Source organism: Helicobacter pylori, from assembly GCF_015904775.1.
In the GTDB taxonomy this organism is placed as follows: domain Bacteria; phylum Campylobacterota; class Campylobacteria; order Campylobacterales; family Helicobacteraceae; genus Helicobacter; species Helicobacter pylori_DM.
In genome coordinates this window covers 1-20,399 of sequence record NZ_JADZNC010000013.1, presented here as the reverse complement: position 1 = coordinate 20,399, position 20,399 = coordinate 1, and the positions used below count along the sequence as shown (strand labels likewise).

Here is a 20,399-nt window from a genome sequence, read left to right as displayed (position 1 = left end):
TTTGTTTTGTAAGGATTGATCTTGCCTTGGGTTAGTAACATATTTGGCATTTTTTCATTAATATTGAAAAAAGCCCGATCGTTGCAGGCGTCTAAAGGCTAGGACGATTCACATTTTTACCCACAATTAACAAAAATTTGCTAAAATAGGCAAATTTTAATAAGAACAAGAAATAAGAAATGAGCCTTTTTGAAGAAATCAAATGCAACGCTAAAGATGGTTGGAGAAATGGTTGGAGAAATAATTGGAAACAAGGTGAGTGCATGAAGCGTTCTAAAAATGGTTTGGTTTGTGTGTGCCATACTAGTATGTATTTGTAATTAAGCGTTTGTGATCCACATGGGAAACAAAATGGAAAACAAATCAATAGGACAGATTTTCAAAGAGAGTCTCAAAAAAAGTTTCTTTAGTGGTCTATGGAGTTGCTTAAAATGGAGCTTTATTCTCACTCTAGTCAGCTTGGGTTTGTTTTTGCTTGTTTTTAGGTTTCAACCTGAGACGATTAAAAAATACATCAAAGATCCTAAAGATCTACAATTCTACAACGACTTGAGAAAGAAAAATGGTTGGGACAAGTAGGTTTATTGTTCCTAAATCATGTCAGTTGCCAAACAAAAGCGTCGGTTTTGATTTAAATTATAAAGTAGCGCTTGTATGAATAGTATAAAAATACTTTTTTTTTGATATACTCAAACGATTGATTTCAATTTGAAAGGAAACGCATGAAATTTTTTACAAGAATCACTGACAGCTACAAGAAAGTTATAGTAACTTTAGGGCTAGTGGTAACAACCAATCCTTTAATGGCGGTTACCAGTCCTGCAACAGGCGTCACTGAGACTAAAAGTTTGGTTATTCAGATCATTTCTGTTCTAGCGATCGTAGGTGGTTGCGCTCTAGGGGTCAAAGGCATAGCGGATATTTGGAAAATCTCTGATGACATCAAAAGAGGTCAGGCGACTGTTTTTGCTTACGCGCAACCCATAGCTATGTTAGCGGTTGCAGGTGGCATTATCTATTTGAGCACTAAGTTTGGCTTCAATATTGGCGAAAGTGGAGGAGCTAGCTAAATTGATCAACAATAATAGTAATAAAAAACTAAGAGGCTTTTTTTTGAAAGTTCTCTTAAGTTTTGTTGTTTTCAGTTCGTATGGGTCAGCCAATGATGATAATCAAGCCAAAAAAGAAGCACTAGAAAAAGAAAAAAACACTCCCAATGGGCTTGTTTATACGAATTTAGATTTTGATAGTTTTAAAGCGACTATCAAAAATTTGAAAGACAAGAAAGTAACTTTCAAAGAAGTCAATCCCGATATTATCAAAGATGAAGTTTTTGACTTCGTGATTGTCAATAGAGTCCTTAAAAAAATAAAAGATTTGAAGCATTACGATCCCATTATTGAAAAAATCTTTGATGAAAAGGGTAAGGAAATGGGATTGAATGTAGAATTGCAGATCAATCCTGAAGTGAAAGACTTTTTTACTTTCAAAAGCATCAGCACGACCAACAAACAACGCTGCTTTCTGTCATTGCGCGGAGAAACAAGAGAAATTTTATGCGATGATAAGCTATATAATGTTTTATTGGCCGTATTCAATTCTTATGATCCTAATGATCTTTTGAAACATATTAGCACCGTAGAGTCTCTCAAAAAAATCTTTTATACGATTACATGTGAAGCGGTGTATCTATAAAGAGAGGGGTGTTTGTGGCAAGCAAGCAGGCTGATGAACAAAAAAAGCTAGTTATAGAGCAAGAGGTTCAAAAGCGGCAGTTTCAAAAAATAGAAGAACTTAAAACAGACATGCAAAAAGGTATTAATCCCTTTTTTAAAGTCTTGTTTGATGGGGGGAATAGGTTGTTTGGTTTCCCTGAAACTTTTATTTATTCCTCCATATTTATATTGTTTGTAACCATTGTATTGTCTGTTATTCTTTTTCAAGCCTATGAACCTGTTTTGATTGTAGCGATTGTTATTGTGCTTGTAGCTCTTGGATTCAAGAAAGATTACAGGCTTTATCAAAGAATGGAGCGAGCGATGAAATTTAAAAAACCTTTTTTGTTTAAGGGCGTGAAAAACAAAGCGTTCATGAGCATTTTTTCCATGAAGCCTAGTAAAGAAATGGCTAATGACATCCACTTAAATCCAAACAGAGAAGACAGACTTGTGAGTGCTGCAAACTCCTATTTGGCGAATAACTATGAATGTTTTTTAGATGATGGGGTGATCCTTACTAACAACTATTCTCTTTTAGGTACAATCAAATTGGGGGGTATTGATTTTTTAACCACTTCCAAAAAAGATCTCATAGAGTTACACGCTTCTATTTATAGCGTTTTTAGGAATTTTGTTACCCCTGAATTCAAATTTTATTTTCACACTATTAAAAAGAAAATCGTTATTGATGAAACCAATAGGGACTATAGTCTTGCTTTTTCTAATGATTTCATGCGAGCCTATAATGAGAAACAAAAGAGAGAAAGTTTTTATGATATTAGTTTTTATCTCACCATAGAGCAAGATTTATTAGACACTCTCAATGAACCCGTTATGAATAAAAAGCATTTTGCAGATAATAATTTTGAAGAGTTTCAAAGGATTATTAGAGCCAAGCTTGAAAACTTCAAGGATAGGATAGAGCTCATAGAAGAGCTATTGAGTAAATACCACCCCACTAGATTGAAAGAATACACCAAAGATGGGGTTGTTTACTCCAAACAATGCGAGTTTTACAATTTTCTTGTGGGAATGAATGAAGCCCCTTTTATTTGCAACAGAAAAGACTTGTATCTCAAGGAAAAAATGCATGGTGGGGTGAAAGAAGTTTATTTTGCCAATAAGCATGGAAAAATCTTAAATGACGATTTGAGTGAAAAATATTTTAGTGCTATTGAGATCAGTGAATACGCCCCTAAATCACAGAGCGATTTGTTTGATAAAATCAACGCTCTAGACAGCGAATTCATCTTTATGCATGCTTATTCGCCTAAAAACTCACAGGTTTTAAAGGACAAACTAGCTTTCACCTCTAGAAGGATTATTATTAGTGGAGGCTCCAAAGAGCAAGGCATGACTTTAGGTTGCTTGAGCGAGTTAGTGGGTAATGGTGATATTACGCTAGGCAGTTATGGTAATTCTTTAGTGCTGTTTGCTGATAGCTTTGAAAAAATGAAACAAAGCGTTAAGGAATGCGTCTCTAGTCTTAACGCTAAAGGTTTTTTAGCCAACGCAGCGACTTTCTCTATGGAAAATTACTTTTTTGCCAAACATTGCTCTTTTATCACGCTTCCTTTTATTTTTGATGTAACTTCTAATAATTTTGCTGATTTCATCGCTATGAGGGCTATGAGTTTTGATGGCAATCAAGACAATAACGCTTGGGGCAATAGTGTGATGACGCTAAAAAGCGAGATCAATTCGCCTTTTTATCTGAACTTCCACATGCCCACTGATTTTGGTTCAGCTTCAGCAGGACACACTTTGATACTTGGCTCAACCGGTTCAGGTAAGACAGTGTTTATGTCAATGACCTTAAACGCTATGGGACAATTTGCCTATAATTTTCCTGCTAATGTCAGTAAAGACAAGCAAAAGCTCACTATGGTCTATATGGATAAAGATTATGGCGCTTATGGGAATATTGTCGCAATGGGTGGGGAGTATGTCAAGATTGAGTTAGGGACAGATACAGGATTAAATCCTTTTGCTTGGGCGGCTTGTGTGCAAAAAACAGATGCAACAATGGAACAAAAACAAACAGCTATTTCTGTTGTCAAAGAGCTTGTGAAAAACTTAGCAACTAAAAGCGATGAAAAAGATGAAAATGGCAACAGCATCTCTTTTAGCCTAGCAGATTCTAATACGCTTGCAGCGGCAGTAACCAACCTTATCACAGGAGATATGAACCTAGATTATCCCATCACTCAACTTATTAATGCTTTTGGAAAAGACCACAACGATCCTAATGGGCTTGTCGCGCGATTAGCGCCTTTTTGCAAATCAACCAATGGTGAATTTCAATGGCTTTTTGACAATAAAGCAACAGATCGCTTAGATTTTTCAAAAACGATTATTGGCGTTGATGGGTCAAGTTTCTTAGACAATAATGATGTTTCGCCCTTTATTTGTTTTTACCTTTTCGCTCGTATCCAAGAAGCAATGGATGGGCGTAGATTTGTCTTAGATATTGATGAAGCTTGGAAATATTTAGGCGATCCAAAGGTCGCTTATTTTGTAAGAGACATGCTAAAAACTGCAAGGAAAAGAAACGCTATTGTCAGGCTTGCGACTCAAAGCATCACTGATCTTTTGGCTTGCCCTATTGCTGATACGATTAGAGAACAATGCCCTACAAAGATTTTTTTGAGAAACGATGGGGGCAATCTTTCTGATTACCAAAGATTAGCCAATGTTACAGAAAAAGAATTTGAAATCATCACTAAGGGGCTGGATAGGAAAATTCTCTACAAACAAGATGGAAGCCCTAGCGTTATCGCTAGTTTTAATTTGAGAGGCATTCCTAAAGAATATTTGAAAATTTTATCTACAGATACTGTATTTGTCAAAGAAATTGACAAGATTATCCAAAACCATAGTATCATAGATAAATATCAGGCCTTGAGGCAAATGTATCAACAAATAGAGGAGTATTAAAATGAAACAAAATTTGCGTGAACAAAAATTATTGAAAATTTTAGAAAATGATGTCTTGACGATTTTGGATAGTTTTTCTAATTATCTTTTTGAACTGAGAGAAGAGTTGGACTTCATAGAAGAAGAAATGGAAGGTGAAATCACCGAACAAAACCTTACTACTCTTTATGATTTTTCTAATTTCTTAGAAGACCATGTCAATGTGTTTTATGAGGATGTTTTGAATATAGATGATATCAAAACAGAACACCTTTATTCAGGTCTCATAGATAGTCTTAACGCTAATCTTCACTTTGTCAAGTCATTTCTCAGTAATCAGGATTTAGACTTCCGCTTTTTTAAAGAAATAAACGAAGGGCAAAATCCCCAAAAAACATTATCAAGATTAATTCCTCTTCAAAGTGGGAAAAATGATGCAAACTCGTTTAAAGCCAATAATTCTTTTGTCTCATTAGTTTATGTTTATACTTTCTTCATGCTAGAAACTATCATGCAGTCGTATAGGATTCTCAGATTACTAGAAAAACCTATCAATAACAACATAAGCGAGGACATGCAGAGCGATATAGAGAATTTTTTTGTTCAAGCAAATTTTTTAGAATACTATGTTCAGAACAAAATATACCCAACCAATCATGCCTATGACTTCACGCATTTGATCATGGACTCCATTATTCCTAATTGGATTCAAACTGATATGAGCGTTGAAGCTAAAAAGAAAGAGCTTTTTGAAAAATATTTTCAAAACATTGATGAAGTAACAAACAAAATGCTCGATCAAGAAAATCAAAACAAAAACAGCGATTGAGTGGTGTTAATGCGCTAGAATAATGCTAAAAATAAGAATAAAGGAGTTAAAAGTATGAAAACGAATTTTTATAAAATTAAATTACTATTTGCTTGGTGTCTTATCATTGGCATGTTTAGCGCTCCGCTTAACGCTGACCAAAACACTGATATAAAAGATATTAGTCCTGAAGATATGGCGCTAAATAGCGTAGGGCTTGTTTCTAGAGATCAGCTAAAAATAGAGATCCCTAAAGAAACCCTAGAGCAAAAAGTGGCCATACTCAATGACTATAATGATAAGAATGTTAATATCAAGTTTGACGACATAAGTTTAGGGAGTTTCCAACCTAATGATAATCTAGGTATCAATGCGATGTGGGGCATTCAAAATCTTCTCATGAGCCAAATGATGGGCGATTACGGTCCAAACAATCCTTTCATGTATGGCTATGCGCCAACATACTCAGATTCATCGTTTTTACCACCGATCTTAGGGTATTAACTAGGGGGGTATTAACATGGCAGGTACACAAGCTATATATGAATCATCTTCTGCAGGATTCTTATCGGAAATTTCCTCAATCATCTCAAGCACAAGTGGTGTTGCAGGGCCATTTGCAGGAATAGTAGCGGGTGCTATGACAGCAGCGATTATTCCTATTGTTGTGGGATTTACTAATCCGCAAATGACCGCTATCATGACTCAATACAATCAGAGCATCGCTGAAGCCGTAAGCATGCCTATGAAAGCCGCTAACCAACAATACAACCAATTGTATCAGGGTTTTAACGATCAAAGCATGGCTGTTGGGAACAATATCTTAAATATTAGCAAATTAACAGGGGAATTTAATGCGCAAGGCAACACGCAAGGTGCGCAAATTAGTGCTGTTAATAGTCAGATTGCAAGCATTTTAGCGAGTAACACCACCCCTAAAAATCCTAGCGCTATTGAAGCTTATGCGACGAATCAAATCGCTGTTCCTAGCGTGCCAACAACGGTTGAAATGATGAGCGGTATCTTAGGCAATATTACAAGCGCAGCACCAAAATACGCCCTAGCTCTACAAGAACAACTGCGTTCTCAAGCAAGTAACAGCTCAATGAATGATACAGCCGATTCCCTTGATAGCTGTACCGCTTTAGGTGCGCTTGTTGGCTCATCAAAAGTGTTTTTTAGTTGCATGCAAATTTCTATGACGCCCATGAGTGTTTCTATGCCCACTGTTTATGCCAAATACCAAGCGTTAGCCACTAATGCCCTAACTTCAGGCGTTAATCCTATGACCACCCCTGCATGCCCTATTGGGGACAAGGTTCTTGCCGTTTATTGCTATGCTGAAAAAGTAGCAGAAATTTTGAGAGAATACTATATAGAATTTGTGAAAAACAATACCAATTTGTTGCAGAACGCTTCTCAAATGATACTTAATCAATCAGGATTAGCTACTAGCACCTATGACACTCAAGCGATTTCTAACATAAGCTCGCTATATAATTACAATATAGTAGCGAATAAATCTTTTTTGAAATCGCATTTGACTTATCTTGATTACATCAAAGACAAGCTTAAGGGGCAAAAAGATAGCTACTTAACAGAAAGGGTGCAAACTAAAATAATCGTGAAGTGAGGAAAGAGATGTGAAATGTTTTTTAAACATATTTTCTTTCTTGACTTTTTGTGGTTTGTCTCTGAATGGTGCAGAGGTAGTAATGACGCTTGAACCTGCCTTAAAAGCCATTCAAGCGGATGCACAAGCCAAACAAAAAACCGCTCAAGCCGAATTAAAAGCCATAGAGGCTCAATCTAATGCCAAAGAAAAAGCCATTCAAGCGCAAATAGAGGGAGAATTGAGAACTCAGCTTGCAACCATGAGCGCTATGTTAAAAGGGGCTAATGGCGTTATTAATGGTGTCAATGGCATGACAGGGGGGTTTTTTGCAGGTTCAGACATCTTGCTTGGCGTCATGGAAGGGTATTCAAGCACGCTTAGTGCATTGGGGGGGAATGTCAAAATGATCGTGGAAAAACAAAAAATTAATACCCAAACAGAAATCCAAAACATGCAAATCGCGCTCCAAAAAAATAACGAAATAATCAAGCTCAAAATGAACCAGCAAAACGCTCTCTTAGAAGCGTTAAAAAACAGCTTTGAACCGAGCGTTACTCTAAAAACACAAATGGAAATGCTTTCTCAAGCTTTAGGAAGTTCTTCTGATAACGCTAAATACATCGCTTACAATACGATTGGTATCAAGGCGTTTGAAGAAACCTTAAAAGGTTTTGAAACATGGTTGAAAGAGGCTATGCAAAAAGCGACCCTTATTGACTATAATTCCTTAACAGGTCAGGCTTTGTTTCAAAGCGCCATCTATGCACCTGCTCTTAGTTTTTTTTCAAGCATGGGCGCACCATTTGGAATCATTGAAACATTCACTCTAGCGCCCACAAAATGCCCCTATCTTGATGGGCTAAAAATTTCAGCATGCCTTATGGAACAGGTTATTCAGAATTACAGAATGATTGTAGCCCTTATTCAAAATAAACTGAGTAATGCAGATTTTCAAAATATCGCTTATTTGAATGGGATCAATGGAGAAATCAAAACCTTAAAAGGATCAGTAGATTTGAACGCACTCATAGAAGCTGCTATCTTAAACGCAGAAAATCATTTAAACTATATAGAAAATCTTGAAAAAAAAGCCGATCTTTGGGAAGAACAACTGAAATTAGAGAGAGAAACGACAGCAAGAAACATTGCTAACTCTAAAGTTATTGTCAAATGAAAACACTCGTGAAAAATACCCTATTTTCTTTTTTGCTATTGTCTGTTTTGATGGCAGAAGATATAACAAGCGGCTTAAAGCAACTGGATAGCACCTACCAAGAGACCAACCAACAAGCGCTCAAAAACTTAGATGAGATTTTTTCAACCACTAGCCCTAGCGCTAATGATAAAATGGGTGAAGAAGATGCTCTAAACATCAAAAAAGCGGCCATGGCTTTGAGAGGAGATTTAGCGTTATTGAAAGCCAATTTTGAAGCGAATGAGTTATTTTTCATCTCAGAAGATGTGATTTTTAAGACTTATATGTCTAGCCCTGAACTTTTATTAACCTATATGAAAATCAATCCCTTAGACCAAAAGACTGCTGAGCAGCAATGCGGAATATCCGATAAAATTTTAGTTCTTTATTGTGAGGGGAAGCTGAAAATCGAGCAAGAAAAACAAAATATAAGAGAGCGTTTAGAAACTTCCCTAAAGACGTATCAGAGCAACATTGGAGGTACAGCTTCTTTAATCACTGCTTCACAGACGCTTGTAGAAAGCCTAAAGAATAAAAATTTCATCAAAGGAATCAGAAAGCTTATGTTAGCTCACAACAAGGTCTTTTTAAATTATTTAGAGGAGTTGGACGCATTAGAAAGATCCCTAGAACAAAGCAAGCGACAATACCTACAAGAAAGGCAATCAAGTAAGATCATTGTCAAATGATTTTCTGAGATGACAAGCTATGATTTCTCATTTTTGGAATTTGTTTCTCTAGTTGTTTTTTGAGCTAATAATTTGGATCGCTATTTTTTTCCATGAGCGATGCTTTGTTCTATTTGATTAATGACGCTATTGGGCAGTTCGGATTTAGAGCGATTGTTTGAGAATGTTGCATCTTTTGCTTCATTTTCTTTTGTATCAGTAGCTCCAAACTCACTTGCATTTGTAGTATCTTGGTAGTTATTTTCTTGCTCCATTTCTTTTTTTCTATTCTCACAAATAGCACACGAAGCTATAAGAAAGGTTCTATTGTTGCTGTTATTAAGAGCGAGTTTTAAACCACTCAAGTGTTGTCTAGAAAACTTGTTATTTTCTGTCTCTATTTCTTGAATTTTTTCTAATAAGGGGGCAAGAATTTTTTGATCCTTGATGTCTTTGATCAAACACTTTCTTAACCCATCATAATCGTTGCTTGAAATAATACACTCATTGATAATGATTTCAATTTCAGGCGTTCTCCACTCATCAGGCACAAGCGGAGCAGCAGGTTTTACAAAAGCTTCATTCACCTTATTGATCATCTCATCAAAGTTATCATCTTTATTAGATTTGGTTTCAGTGGAAGAATTGCTATTAGGGTTGTCATTCAAAGGGTTAGCGTTAATTTCGTTTAATTCTTGTAATCCTTTGTGCTTAGCCGCTTTTTTTTGAACAGAAGAGTTGTTCTTTTTTTCAAACGCTTCAATATTCTTTTGAATTTGCTCTGCTCTCGCCCTATCATTTCGTAATTTTTCCCTCAAAGCGTTAGTGGCGAATTCTTTTTCCTCTTTTGTAACTTCTTTGTCGTCATGTCTTTGATAGAGTGTTTTGATTTTTTTAAAGCCTAAAGCCACCAATTTTTTGTATTCACTCGGTAACAATGCTGTATTGATAGCGTTTAAGCCCCCATAAACAACTAAAGAATAAAGAGCGACAGAACCTAGTTTTTTGAAGATGCTTTTCAAGAGTGTCTCCTTTCCTATTCAAAGGGATTATTCTTGGCAACATTGTTTCGGTATGCAGAAACCACTGTTTTGAAGAAATTAAATATCTTGTAGTGTTCTTTTTGCATAGTTGTTTTGTCGCTCATCATAGGATCGCTATCTACGAAAATATTGTATTCATTAGTCTTTTTTAATATAGATTTTTTGGATTGGGTATCAAAATTGAAGCTGTCTAAAACCAACAAACACAATTTTTGTTTTTGTGCGAAACTCAATTTTTGATTGGTAAAATTTTTAGTCAGAGTATTCAATTCCACATCATCTTTGACATTTTTCAACAAGTTAGAAAAAGCCTCATAGCCCCTTAAGTATTTCTCATTGATCTTATCAATTGCCATGCTAAACGCTAAGCGTTCCGAGTTAAAAATAAGCGTGTTGGTGGCTTTTTGAGCAATATCTTTTGCTTTGGAGTCAAATTTGTTTCTTTCAAGCTGCAAGTAATAATCTATATTATCCAATTCTTTCCTGCTCAATAGATTAGAAATGTTATTGGAATATTCTTCAATCGCTTGCTTGTAAGATAAAGCTAATCGGCTCGCTTTTTTGTTTTGTTCTTCATCTAAAGAAAACACACCCATTTGAAGCAAAGCCTGAGCCTTATCTTTAGTGGTAGCGGTAGTTTTTTTAAAAATACTGCTCGTTTTCACCTGGGGGTAGTAATAACTCAAACGCTCCTTATCTTCTTTGGTGAATGTTTCTTGGTTTAAAACATAGGCATAAGGGTTAGGAAGAAGTTTCTTATAGAGAGGGTTATCTTTTAAGGCTTGCTCTAGATCACCATAAGCCTTTGACTTAGCAGTAAGGATTTTACCTCTTGTCTCTTTCTCTAGAGCCTCTTTTTCTTTTTTGTATTTGTTTTCTAAATCTAAAAGAACTTTAGCTCTGTAATCCACAAGCTCTTTGATTTTTTGTTTTCTAAAAACCAAGTCTTCTAAGAAATCATGCGTATTGTTTAAGAGCTTCTTGCGAGCCTTAAGAGCGTCTTCTTTTGCAGCCACTTCTTCTTGTTCTTTTTTTATCTCGTTGAAAAATGAACCAAACTGCTCCACATTAGCCGACAAAACTCCAAACACAACCAACGAGCTAAAAACGATTTTTGCAAGCATCTTATAGTTTTTGTAACCTTAAATTTTCAAAAAATATCAATATATTCTACCACAATTTCCACAAAACTATGGATTAAAATTTTTCCATATCCAAAAGGTAAGTAAAATCTAGGTCTTATAGTGTTATGTTTTGCTTGCTCATATGTGGCTTGTTGGTATTTTTTAAGTTTCTCTTAAGGTTATTTTTATACAATGGGCTTGTGTTTTTTGGATAGAAACTCCTTTATTCCTTGATAGGTTTTTTCTGTTCTTTGTTTGACATTAAATAAACAAATCGTTGGTTTGTGTTATATCACATGTTAGTATCAGCATAGTAGGGTATTCTTTGGGATTTTGAGCTAGATTAAGGTGGTTTTGTAAAATACTTATTATTTCCTATGCTCCTTTGCTCCTTTATAGGTTCACCGCCTTGAACTAGTTCTTTCAAAACCAAAATGAAACGACCGATTAGCAAATTGAAACAAAACTTTTTACAATTCAAACATTCTTTCAACAAACATTTAGATAAGTACAGCCTTTATTATAGGCTGTTCAATATCAGTTCTATCGTTATAGGTTTTTTAATAGCGCTTTTTTCTTATGGGGCAGGGGTGATTTTAGTTTATCCAATATTATTCTTGTTTGCTCTTATAATAAAACCTAGCTTTTTTTATTACACTACTTATCTTTTGCTACTCGTTTCTCTCAGCATAATAAGCAAATACTATCTCCTAAGCCACGCAAATTTCACAATGAAGCTAATCATGCTTATGACTCAATGGCAAAATTGGTTCTTATGATTCGTTCAAAAATTTCTCAAGACTTGATTTAGAGAAATTTCTTTATTTCCAAACATTAGCATAAAACCTTACTGACTAAAAACTAAAATCTTTTTAAGTGCATACCCAAAGCTAACTTATTTGAAAAAACCAATCTATTTTTGGTATTCAAATCCTAAAACCCCATGATTTTAAATTTAAAGGAGCGTTTTTTAAAAATAATTCTGCATCTAGTGTGTTAGTAATTTGTTTTTGATATGGTGGTGGTTTTCCAAATTAATATTGAGAAAAATTTGCTATAATTAGGAGATAAAAACAAAAAGGATATGGCTTGTTTGGTGGCAAAATATTTGATTTGTTTGCGATTGGTGGTTGCTTACCGCTTGATTTCATGAGTAATCTTAGATTCAAGAATTTTCTTAGTAGTTTTAGGTATGCTATTGTGAAATGCTTCCTACTAAAACACGCATTAGAGATCCGAACAAGCAAGAACTTACACAACCAAAAATAAAAGGACTGATCATGGGAAAAATTTTAGCTTCTTTGTTGGGTGGCGGAACAAATCTTTTTACAGGTTTATCCAGTGATTTGTTTTCTATGATATTAAATTTTTTGTTCTTTCTGATGTTAATGATGGGACTTAATGAAGCATTAGGGAAAAAATTTAACTTGCCTATGGACAATATCAAGAATTTTATGGCAGAAGTGCTGAAGAATGGATTCGATAGTATCAAAAACATGGGATCTGCTTTGGTTGGTAATGGTTTTGGTAGCAACAAATCAGACAAAACCACTAATAAAATGAGTGTCTCTCAAGTAAGACTCTAGTGGTGTATTAACTATCTAAAGATGAAATTTTTTCATCTTTCACGCAGAGCTTTGTTTGATCAACAAGGCAATAGATTACTAGCTGAACATTATGATTTTATTACTTAAGACTCCTTTTTGAAAATGAGTTATCTTGACTCTTTATTTTAGTTGTAACGCATTCTTACAACTTATCTTGCTTTAACATTAAAACTTTTTTAAATCGGTTTTTAGGGCTATTTGTGAAAGCGTTTTTTGTAGGTTTTGAAAAATAGATATAAGAGTGATTGAAACAATATCTTATGGTTAAAAAATGGTTTCTTGCTCTTTGAATTATGACCGCTCTGAAATTTTCACACAACAGATATTGTATAATTTTAATATAAAACTTTACGATTTGAACAATCTAAAGAGAAACAAAATCCATTGAAGGGATCAAGAACGATATGAGTAATAACATGCGAAAACTCTTCTCAATGATTGCTGACTCAAAAGATAAGAAAGAAAAACTTATTGAGAGTTTGCAGGAGAACGAACTTTTAAACACTGATGAAAAAAAGAAAATCATAGATCAAATAAAAACCATGCATGATTTTTTCAAGCAGATGCATACAAACAAGGGAGCGTTAGATAAGGTTCTAAGAAATTACATGAAAGATTATCGCGCTGTTATCAAAAGCATTGGTGTTGATAAGTTTAAAAAGGTTTATCGATTGCTTGAGAGTGAGACTATGGAGCTGTTGCATGCGATTGCAGAGAATCCTAATTTCTTATTCTCTAAATTTGATCGATCAATTCTTGGAATATTTCTGCCTTTCTTCAGTAAGCCCATCATGTTCAAGATGAGTATTAGAGAAATGGACTCGCAAATAGAATTGTATGATACTAAGCTCCCACTATTGAAATTGTTTGTGATGACAGATGAAGAAATGAATTTCTATGCTAATCTAAAAACCATTGAACAATATAACGACTATGTTAGGGATTTGCTGATGAAATTTGATCTTGAAAAATACATGGAAGAAAAAGGAGTGCAAAATGCTTGATGTGGAAAACGAACAAAAAATCTCGGTGTAACTAACAAAATTCAGTTTGAAAAATATTTGTCTTGGGCAGAGACAGAATTAAAAAATGATGAGCTTTAAAAAGATTACCTACCTAATCGCCTTACCTATCAAGTAAGGCTAACGCCCATTGGCGTTGCTCTCTACCCTTAGAAAAATCTATTTTCTCCTTTTCTTTCAATCACTTACCACTGAGCAAACTTCTGATTTGATTGCGTAAGTATTCATTCTCTCTTTCTTCTTGCAGCTTCTCCCTAACTTCTTCCTCTCTGGCTTGCATGTTCAAGTTGCCATTCTTAAAAATCTCAGAACTAATCACATTCTGCCTCATTTGATAACCTGCACGATTACTCAATGTTTCTAAAATTTCTCGTTGGTTATTTTTCCTAGTGGTATATTCTTGTTCCTTGTCTTGTAAGAGAGTTTTGTAATACTGATTGATTTTTTCTAGCTGAGCTTTTTCTCTTGCCACTTCATTGATCACTTGCTTGTTGTTTGCTCCACTCACATCATAGCCATGCAAGTTTTTTGTGTTAGCTCCTAGCATTGGCTGACTCCCTTGCAACACATCAAAGGTCTGTGGTTGTTCTTTGTTGTTAGGATTATCATTGTAGTTACTCGCTATCATCACCACACCTTTTTGATTCAAAGTAGGCTGCAAGTAAAAATCAATGTCAGATCTTGCTCCATTAGCTTGGAAGTAATTCTTGTATTGAAGGATCTTATTGGCATCGCCTATGAGCGTAATCTTTTTAGAATGATGAACAAGTTTGAAAGTTAGTACAACTTGTTTATTATCCAACAAATAGTCCTTGTAATTTGGCAACTTCACTTGCACCATGAATGGTGTGTCTTTGAGTTTGTCATTTAAGGGGATCTCACTATACTTTTCTATCAGTTCATTATACACAGGCGTATAAACATGGTTCTTTTGTTTCACCACTTTTTTCGCATAGTTACTGCACGCGCTTAAAATTAAGCACAGAATTGTCGCACCGATTAAAACACTTGCTCTCAGTTTCATTGTTGTTTCTCCTTATCGCTCTCGTTTCATTAGTTTCATTCTGCACCGCCTTGTTTCTTTGAAGTGAAAAGACCATTGATAAAATTTTTTATACCAATAACCTTAATAACTTTATAAATCAAATAGCCCATACCTATAAAGCAAATGTTTTTCAAAACAAAAAGTACCTTATCGTTAGTGCTACCAATTCCTAAGATATATAGTTCATAAATCGATCTAATTGTTTCTAATCCAAAAAACAAAACCGCACCCACACCGAAAGCATAGTAAAAATACTGAAGTTTTAATTTTGTTTTTAGACTTTCCACTAGCTCTGTGTTTTTGCTAGTTCTTAAAAATACAAAATAGATTGCAAACAAAACAAATATCCCACCCATACACAATCCTAACAGATGCTCTAGTCCCCCTATATATCCTAAGAATGAATGAGCGTATGCTTCCATTATTCTCTGTTTGGCTTGTCCTATCTGCATCAGAAGTTCATACCTTTTTTCTTGCGGTAGCTTTTCTATTTCTATTAGGATATTTTTCAACTCTTCTTGATTCTTTAAAGCTTCGTGAAATCTTTGTTCCCCTAAACTCCCTTTGGGATATAACGAGTCTAGCAAATTTAAGAGATCGTTGCTCTGTGAGTTGCTAGGTGGTGGGGCGTTTAGCGGATTGGATCCATGATGCTCTGTTGTATCGTTCATGAAACTCCTTTCAAGAATTAAATTGAGAACTTATTTTGATATTATACCATTCTCTCTCTGAGTTGCGATTGTCTCATCTCTTTGAATTAAGTGCTTCTAAAATTTCATCACTGAGTTACGACTGTTTGCTCATCGCTCTTACTTTTTGAGTTGCATCGTGTTTCATCTTGCTTCTTGTTTGAAACAATTCGCTGCTTACATTGATTATCAAGGAATCTTTGTTCAATGCCTTATCCAAAAAGGTTTTTGTTAAAGGTTTTTCAAATACATAGTTTTTACAGAAATTTTGCTATAATTAGTGTTATTTTAAGGAGTTTTTAATGAAAAATCTCTCAAGTTTTACAACCAACAAACCAATAATTAAACAATAAAGTTGTCGCATGTTAGGGAAAAAAAACGAAGAAGTCTTGATTGATGAAAATTTGGTTGGGGGTGTGATAGCCCTTGATAGATTGGCAAAACTCAATAAGGCCAATAGGACTTTCAAAAGGGCTTTTTATCTCTCTATGGCACTCAATGTCGCCGCTGTAACGAGTATTGTGATGATGATGCCTTTGAAGAAAACGGATATATTTGTTTATGGCATTGATCGATACACAGGAGAATTTAAAATTGTCAAACGATCCGATGCTAGGCAAATTGTCAATTCTGAAGCTGTTGTGGATAGCGCAACTTCAAAATTTGTTTCATTGCTGTTTGGTTATAGCAAAAATTCTTTGAGGGATCGCAAGGATCAACTGATGCAATATTGCGATGTGAGTTTCCAAACCCAAGCAATGAGAATGTTCAATGAAAATATCAGACAATTCGTAGATAAAGTCCGAGCAGAAGCTATCATTAGCTCTAACATACAAAGAGAAAAAGTCAAAAATAGTCCCTTAACGAGATTAACATTTTTCATTACCATCAAAATCACACCCGATACGATGGAAAATTATGAATATATCACTAAAAAACAAGTAACTATTTATTATGATTTTGCTAGAGGTAACTCTTCTCAAGAAAATCTTATCATCAATCCTTTTGGCTTCAAAGTGTTTGACATTCAAATCACGGATTTACAAAACGAACAGACAGTAAGCGAAATTTTGAGAAAGATTAAAGAAGTGGAAGTGAAAAATAAGACATTAGAGAAATAAGAGCATGTTTAATCTTAAAAGGACTTTTTTAATAACGATCATGAGTTTTTTTCTCATTGTTCCTAATTGGTTGAAAGCTATTGATTTGCCCATTGTTTCAAATCTCAAAATTTACCAAACAGTTTATTGCATGCTGATACCGAGTTATGTTTTAACCAACAAAAGTTTTGCAGATATTTTGACAGGCTATACATCTATTGGTGCATCAGGGAGTGGAAAGAGTTCAGGACAGGGTGTGATCGAAGCGCTTAGCACACCATTAGCCACAAGTTTAGCCGCTAGCAATCTGGTGAAATATTTGAACACTTTAGGTCCTTTATGGGGATCGGCGTGGGCAAGTGTTGCTACAGCTATACAAGGTTTTGCTCTAACGCCATCAAGTGGCTGTAATTTTGGTTGGAACGCATTGGTAAATAAAAACATAGATGTATCCATGGATAGCGTGCTAGACAATTTGAGCAACAAGATTCAGAATTTTACCAAAGGCGGTGTTGAGGACAATGTGAAAGGCAATATTCTTTTGCAAATAATTGGCTCAATAACCGCTCAAGCTTCTACTAATATTACAGCTGATGGTTTAATTTGGCTGATCGGTAAAGAATTCACTGCAAATAAACTGCAAAACAACACTACAGCCATGCTTGCTTTTGCCGCATTAGAATCTGTTGTCAAAGGAGCGGACGCTGCTGTTCTTCCTGCCTATGGTGTAGTCAATCTGCCTGATATTATCATAGGGCAAGGGTCATATCTTGATTTTGTTTCTTACCTAATTTATATTGTTTTTGGGATTTTTGTTTTCATTTCTTTTATGAAATTGAGAGATATTTCAAGTAACATTCAGATTAACATAGGTTTTGAATACATGCGATTTGTTGGGGGGACATTATTCAAAATGGCGATGGTCTCTTTTATCGCCTATGCAGGTTTTGGTTATCTTTATAAAATCTCTTATTCTATTTATTTTGGTTTAGCAGGTGCTTTTGGGCTGAATCAAGTTCTTTTTTGGGCTTTAGATTTAGTGCTGAATTACACTGTTAATTCAATTTTACCTGCGGTAAGAGCTGTTTTTTCTAATGTTGGTAACAACGCTCCTAGTTTGTTACAAGGCTTGCAAGTGGCAGGTATTTCTTTATTCGCCATTTTTATGCAAGTAACTATCATTATGAGAATAAGCACTGTGGTTGTGAAACCTTTGATAGCGGGGGCTTTTAGCGGTATTGTGTTCCCTATTGCGGTATGTTTGATCGTGCTAGATTGGTTCAAAGATTCTATGAAAAACATATTGATATGGTTTATTAATAATTTGTTTATCTTGGTTCTAGCTATTCCTATTTTGCTCTTTGGTGTTTTGGCATTATTGGCATTCAATTTGACCATAACGCCCTCTGTTGCTATACAAAACATCAATCAAGGGGGACTAGGTATCGATTCAACTATTGCGAGTTTGATCACTCTATTTATTTTAAAAGGTTTCATAGAGACGATTATTGAGAGTGTCAATGCGATCGTTAATACCATTTTCAGCTCTGTCTCTATGGATGGCAGCAGGATGGATAGAGAAAGAGATGCCTTAATGGTAGGAAGAGTTGGTGGATCTATGTTTAAAGGCTAGCCGCTATATTCTTGTGTTAAAATTACAAATATTTTTTAAGAGGAATTGTTGATGGAGCAGGCATTTTTTAAAAAAATTGTTGGCTGTTTCTGTCTTGGTTATTTATTTTTATCTAGCGTAATAGAAGCAGCAGCACCTGACATTAAAAATTTTAATCGTGGCAGGGTGAAAGTGGTGAATAAGAAGATTGCTTATTTGGGAGATGAAAAACCTATCACGATTTGGACTTCATTAGACAATGTTACTGTGATTCAACTTGAAAAAGATGAAACTATTTCTTACATCACAACAGGTTTCAATAAAGGTTGGAGTATTGTGCCTAATTCTAATCATATATTCATTCAACCTAAATCGGTAAAAAGTAATCTCATGTTTGAAAAAGAAGCAGTGAATTTTGCCCTAATGACAAGAGATTACCAAGAATTTTTAAAAACAAAAAAACTTATCGTAGATACGCCTGACCCTAAAGAATTAGAAGAACAAAAAAAAGCTCTAGAAAAAGAAAAAGAAGCTAAAGAACAAGCGCAAAAAGCGCAAAAAGATAAAAGAGAAAAAAGAAAAGAAGAGCGTGCAAAAAATAGAGCCAATTTAGAAAATCTCACTAACGCTATGAGTAACCCACAAAATTTGAGCAATAACAAAAATCTTAGCGAATTGATCAAGCAACAACGAGAAAATGAATTAGACCAAATGGAACGACTAGAGGACATGCAAGAGCAGGCTCAAGCTAATGCACTCAAACAAATTGAAGAACTCAACAAGAAACAAGCTGAAGAGACAATCAAGCAAAGAGCCAAGGATAAAATCAGTATTAAGACAGATAAGCCTCAAAAAAGCCCTGAGGATAACTCCATAGAATTATCTCCTAGCGATAGCGCTTGGAGAACTAATCTTGTTGTGCGGACTAATAAAGCCTTGTATCAATTCATTTTGAGAATAGCCCAAAAAGACAATTTTGCTTCAGCGTATCTAACAGTCAAATTAGAATACCCACAAAGACACGAAGTTTCTAGCGTTATTGAAGAGGAGCTAAAAAAGAGGGAAGAAGCAAAGAGGCAGAGAGAATTGATCAAGCAAGAAAATCTTAACACCACAGCCTACATTAATAGAGTAATGATGGCGAGCAATGAACAGATTATCAACAAAGAAAAAATAAGAGAAGAAAAACAAAAAATTATCTTAGATCAAGCAAAGGCGCTAGAGACTCAATATGTGCATAATGCGTTAAAAAGAAACCCTGTGCCTAGAAACTACAATTACTACCAAGCGCCTGAAAAACGCTCTAAACATATTATGCCCTCTGAAATTTTTGATGATGGCACATTCACTTATTTTGGTTTCAAAAACATCACTCTCCAACCTGCTATTTTTGTGGTTCAACCTGATGGGAAATTGAGCATGACTGATGCTGCCATTGATCCTAACATGACCAATTCAGGATTGAGATGGTATAGAGTTAATGAAATTGCAGAAAAGTTTAAGCTCATTAAAGACAAAGCCCTTGTAACAGTGATCAATAAAGGCTATGGGAAAAATCCATTGACAAAAAATTACAATATCAAAAATTATGGTGAATTGGAGCGTGTGATTAAAAAGCTCCCTCTTGTCAGAGATAAATAAAAAGGCGTTAAGACATGAATGAAGAAAACGATAAACTTGAAACTTCTAAAAAAGCCCAACAAGATTCACCCAAAGATTCATCTAATGAAGAAGCAACAGAAGCCAATCATTTTGAAGATTCTTTAAAAGAAGAAAGCTCAGACAATCATCTTGACAACCCCACAGAAACTAAGAGCAATTTTGATGAAGACAAGCTAGAAGAAACCCAAACTCAAATAGATTCTGGAGGTAATGAAACTTCAGAATCTAGCAATGGCAGTCTAGCAGACAAGTTATTCAAGAAAGCCAGAAAATTAGTTGATGATAAAAGACCTTTCACTCAGCAAAAGAGTTTAGATGAAGAAACCCAAGAACTGAACGAAGAAGACGATCAAGAAAATAATGGGTATCAAGAAGAAACTCAAACGGGCTTAATTGATGATGAAACTTCTAAAAAAACCCAACAAGATTCACCCCAAGATTTATCCAGTGAAGAAGCAACAGAGGTCAATCATTTTGAAGATCTTTTAAAAGAATCCAAAGAAAGCTCAGACAATCATCTTGACAACCCCACAGAAACTAAGAGCAATTTTGATGAAGACAAGCTAGAAGAAACC

Annotated in this window: 21 protein-coding genes and 1 pseudogene; 17 read left to right on the top strand and 5 right to left on the bottom strand. The window is 35.0% G+C overall.

Features of this window, described 5'->3' with window-relative positions:
- Nucleotides 1–351 precede the first annotated feature (351 nt).
- From cagB to cagG, 6 genes are all read left to right on the top strand, one after another.
- Entirely contained in the window at nt 352–579 is a 228-nt protein-coding gene (gene cagB, locus I6852_RS06485; protein ID WP_140479629.1) for a cag pathogenicity island protein B, read from the top strand.
- A 143-nt stretch (nt 580–722) separates the two neighbouring features.
- Nucleotides 723–1,070, top strand: coding sequence for a cag pathogenicity island type IV secretion system protein CagC (cagC, locus tag I6852_RS06480; protein WP_197291839.1), 348 nt, complete (start codon nt 723–725; stop codon nt 1,068–1,070).
- Nucleotide 1,071: 1 nt separating this feature from the next.
- Complete coding sequence (cagD, locus tag I6852_RS06475; protein WP_187884699.1) at nt 1,072–1,695, top strand: cag pathogenicity island type IV secretion system protein CagD; 624 nt, start codon at nt 1,072–1,074, stop codon at nt 1,693–1,695.
- Nucleotides 1,696–1,703: 8 nt separating this feature from the next.
- Nucleotides 1,704–4,655 (top strand): cag pathogenicity island type IV secretion system ATPase CagE, encoded by a 2,952-nt coding sequence (gene cagE / locus I6852_RS06470; RefSeq protein WP_197291838.1) that lies wholly within the window; start codon nt 1,704–1,706, stop codon nt 4,653–4,655.
- Between the two features lies 1 nt (nt 4,656).
- Nucleotides 4,657–5,463: a type IV secretion system chaperone CagF gene (gene cagF, locus I6852_RS06465; protein ID WP_197291837.1), complete on the top strand. Its 807-nt coding sequence runs from the start codon at nt 4,657–4,659 to the stop codon at nt 5,461–5,463.
- Nucleotides 5,464–5,517: 54 nt separating this feature from the next.
- Nucleotides 5,518–5,946 (top strand): cag pathogenicity island type IV secretion system translocation protein CagG, encoded by a 429-nt coding sequence (gene cagG, locus I6852_RS06460; protein WP_197291836.1) that lies wholly within the window; start codon nt 5,518–5,520, stop codon nt 5,944–5,946.
- Here cagG and I6852_RS08225 read toward each other — a convergent pair whose 3' ends face one another.
- Nucleotides 5,947–6,144, bottom strand: coding sequence for a hypothetical protein (locus I6852_RS08225; protein ID WP_001865862.1), 198 nt, complete (start codon nt 6,142–6,144; stop codon nt 5,947–5,949). It lies immediately after the preceding gene.
- Between I6852_RS08225 and I6852_RS06455 the strand changes: the two genes are divergently transcribed.
- Genes I6852_RS06455 through cagL form a run of 3 tightly spaced genes read left to right on the top strand, consistent with a single transcriptional unit; the run spans nt 6,131 to nt 8,941 of the window.
- Complete coding sequence (locus I6852_RS06455) at nt 6,131–7,075, top strand: hypothetical protein (RefSeq protein WP_033601444.1); 945 nt, start codon at nt 6,131–6,133, stop codon at nt 7,073–7,075. The two genes, I6852_RS08225 and I6852_RS06455, sit on opposite strands and share 14 nt — an antisense overlap.
- A 10-nt stretch (nt 7,076–7,085) precedes the next feature.
- Nucleotides 7,086–8,231, top strand: a complete 1,146-nt coding sequence (gene cagI, locus I6852_RS06450; protein WP_197291835.1) for a cag pathogenicity island type IV secretion system translocation protein CagI — start codon at nt 7,086–7,088, stop codon at nt 8,229–8,231.
- Nucleotides 8,228–8,941 (top strand): cag pathogenicity island VirB5 family T4SS-associated adhesin CagL, encoded by a 714-nt coding sequence (gene cagL / locus I6852_RS06445; RefSeq protein WP_165525738.1) that lies wholly within the window; start codon nt 8,228–8,230, stop codon nt 8,939–8,941. Before cagI ends, cagL begins: the two co-directional genes overlap by 4 nt.
- A gap of 80 nt (nt 8,942–9,021) precedes the next feature.
- Here cagL and cagN read toward each other — a convergent pair whose 3' ends face one another.
- Both cagN and cagM read right to left on the bottom strand, forming a co-directional pair.
- Nucleotides 9,022–9,942, bottom strand: coding sequence for a cag pathogenicity island type IV secretion system protein CagN (gene cagN, locus I6852_RS06440; RefSeq protein WP_197291834.1), 921 nt, complete (start codon nt 9,940–9,942; stop codon nt 9,022–9,024).
- A gap of 14 nt (nt 9,943–9,956) precedes the next feature.
- The gene (gene cagM, locus I6852_RS06435; protein WP_150199571.1) at nt 9,957–11,087 is read right to left on the bottom strand and encodes a type IV secretion system apparatus protein CagM; all 1,131 of its coding nucleotides are present in this window, start codon (nt 11,085–11,087) and stop codon (nt 9,957–9,959) included.
- 434 nt (nt 11,088–11,521) lie between these two features.
- Between cagM and cagP the strand changes: the two genes are divergently transcribed.
- The 4 genes from cagP (at nt 11,522) to cagS (ending at nt 13,698) form a co-directional block, all read left to right on the top strand.
- Nucleotides 11,522–11,866, top strand: a complete 345-nt coding sequence (gene cagP / locus I6852_RS06430) for a cag pathogenicity island protein CagP (protein WP_000828387.1) — start codon at nt 11,522–11,524, stop codon at nt 11,864–11,866.
- Nucleotides 11,867–12,176: 310 nt separating this feature from the next.
- On the top strand, nt 12,177–12,356 hold the full coding sequence (locus I6852_RS08035) for a hypothetical protein (protein WP_078296781.1): 180 nt from the start codon (nt 12,177–12,179) through the stop codon (nt 12,354–12,356).
- On the top strand, nt 12,293–12,673 hold the full coding sequence (gene cagQ, locus I6852_RS06425; RefSeq protein ID WP_077387071.1) for a cag pathogenicity island type IV secretion system protein CagQ: 381 nt from the start codon (nt 12,293–12,295) through the stop codon (nt 12,671–12,673). Before I6852_RS08035 ends, cagQ begins: the two co-directional genes overlap by 64 nt.
- Before the next feature lie 425 nt (nt 12,674–13,098).
- Nucleotides 13,099–13,698, top strand: a complete 600-nt coding sequence (gene cagS, locus I6852_RS06420) for a cag pathogenicity island protein CagS (protein WP_197291833.1) — start codon at nt 13,099–13,101, stop codon at nt 13,696–13,698.
- Nucleotides 13,699–13,897: 199 nt separating this feature from the next.
- On the opposite strand, the gene cagT is transcribed toward cagS, so the two are convergent.
- Nucleotides 13,898–14,740 carry a type IV secretion system apparatus protein CagT gene (gene cagT / locus I6852_RS06415; RefSeq protein WP_150245032.1) on the bottom strand — a complete coding sequence of 281 codons (843 nt, stop codon included), beginning with the start codon at nt 14,738–14,740 and terminating at the stop codon, nt 13,898–13,900.
- Between the two features lie 35 nt (nt 14,741–14,775).
- Nucleotides 14,776–15,432 (bottom strand): cag pathogenicity island translocation protein CagU, encoded by a 657-nt coding sequence (gene cagU / locus I6852_RS06410; protein ID WP_001925951.1) that lies wholly within the window; start codon nt 15,430–15,432, stop codon nt 14,776–14,778.
- Between the two features lie 380 nt (nt 15,433–15,812).
- Between cagU and cagV the strand changes: the two genes are divergently transcribed.
- The 4 genes and pseudogenes from cagV to I6852_RS06390 form a co-directional block, all read left to right on the top strand.
- Nucleotides 15,813–16,571 (top strand): cag pathogenicity island type IV secretion system protein CagV, encoded by a 759-nt coding sequence (gene cagV / locus I6852_RS06405; protein WP_079374337.1) that lies wholly within the window; start codon nt 15,813–15,815, stop codon nt 16,569–16,571.
- 4 nt (nt 16,572–16,575) lie between these two features.
- Entirely contained in the window at nt 16,576–18,183 is a 1,608-nt protein-coding gene (gene cagW / locus I6852_RS06400; RefSeq protein ID WP_197291832.1) for a cag pathogenicity island VirB6 family T4SS protein CagW, read from the top strand.
- A gap of 51 nt (nt 18,184–18,234) precedes the next feature.
- Nucleotides 18,235–19,803 carry a type IV secretion system apparatus protein CagX gene (gene cagX, locus I6852_RS06395; protein ID WP_197291831.1) on the top strand — a complete coding sequence of 523 codons (1,569 nt, stop codon included), beginning with the start codon at nt 18,235–18,237 and terminating at the stop codon, nt 19,801–19,803.
- 14 nt (nt 19,804–19,817) lie between these two features.
- Nucleotides 19,818–20,399 (top strand): annotated as a pseudogene (locus I6852_RS06390) (cag pathogenicity island protein); the annotation flags it as partial.

What these genes read in the sequence shown, in the direction of transcription:
- cagG (WP_197291836.1), top strand. Translation starts at nt 5,518, where the DNA reads ATGAAAACGAATTTTTATAAAATTAAATTACTATTTGCTTGGTGTCTT.
- cagM (WP_150199571.1), bottom strand. Translation starts at nt 11,087, where the DNA reads ATGCTTGCAAAAATCGTTTTTAGCTCGTTGGTTGTGTTTGGAGTTTTG.
- cagF (WP_197291837.1), top strand. Translation starts at nt 4,657, where the DNA reads ATGAAACAAAATTTGCGTGAACAAAAATTATTGAAAATTTTAGAAAAT.
- cagP (WP_000828387.1), top strand. Translation starts at nt 11,522, where the DNA reads ATGAAACGACCGATTAGCAAATTGAAACAAAACTTTTTACAATTCAAA.
- I6852_RS08225 (WP_001865862.1), bottom strand. Translation starts at nt 6,144, where the DNA reads ATGATAGCGGTCATTTGCGGATTAGTAAATCCCACAACAATAGGAATA.
- cagC (WP_197291839.1), top strand. Translation starts at nt 723, where the DNA reads ATGAAATTTTTTACAAGAATCACTGACAGCTACAAGAAAGTTATAGTA.
- cagQ (WP_077387071.1), top strand. Translation starts at nt 12,293, where the DNA reads ATGCTTCCTACTAAAACACGCATTAGAGATCCGAACAAGCAAGAACTT.
- cagS (WP_197291833.1), top strand. Translation starts at nt 13,099, where the DNA reads ATGAGTAATAACATGCGAAAACTCTTCTCAATGATTGCTGACTCAAAA.
- cagV (WP_079374337.1), top strand. Translation starts at nt 15,813, where the DNA reads ATGTTAGGGAAAAAAAACGAAGAAGTCTTGATTGATGAAAATTTGGTT.
- cagW (WP_197291832.1), top strand. Translation starts at nt 16,576, where the DNA reads ATGTTTAATCTTAAAAGGACTTTTTTAATAACGATCATGAGTTTTTTT.
- cagL (WP_165525738.1), top strand. Translation starts at nt 8,228, where the DNA reads ATGAAAACACTCGTGAAAAATACCCTATTTTCTTTTTTGCTATTGTCT.
- cagT (WP_150245032.1), bottom strand. Translation starts at nt 14,740, where the DNA reads ATGAAACTGAGAGCAAGTGTTTTAATCGGTGCGACAATTCTGTGCTTA.
- cagU (WP_001925951.1), bottom strand. Translation starts at nt 15,432, where the DNA reads ATGAACGATACAACAGAGCATCATGGATCCAATCCGCTAAACGCCCCA.
- cagX (WP_197291831.1), top strand. Translation starts at nt 18,235, where the DNA reads ATGGAGCAGGCATTTTTTAAAAAAATTGTTGGCTGTTTCTGTCTTGGT.
- cagB (WP_140479629.1), top strand. Translation starts at nt 352, where the DNA reads ATGGAAAACAAATCAATAGGACAGATTTTCAAAGAGAGTCTCAAAAAA.
- I6852_RS06455 (WP_033601444.1), top strand. Translation starts at nt 6,131, where the DNA reads ATGACCGCTATCATGACTCAATACAATCAGAGCATCGCTGAAGCCGTA.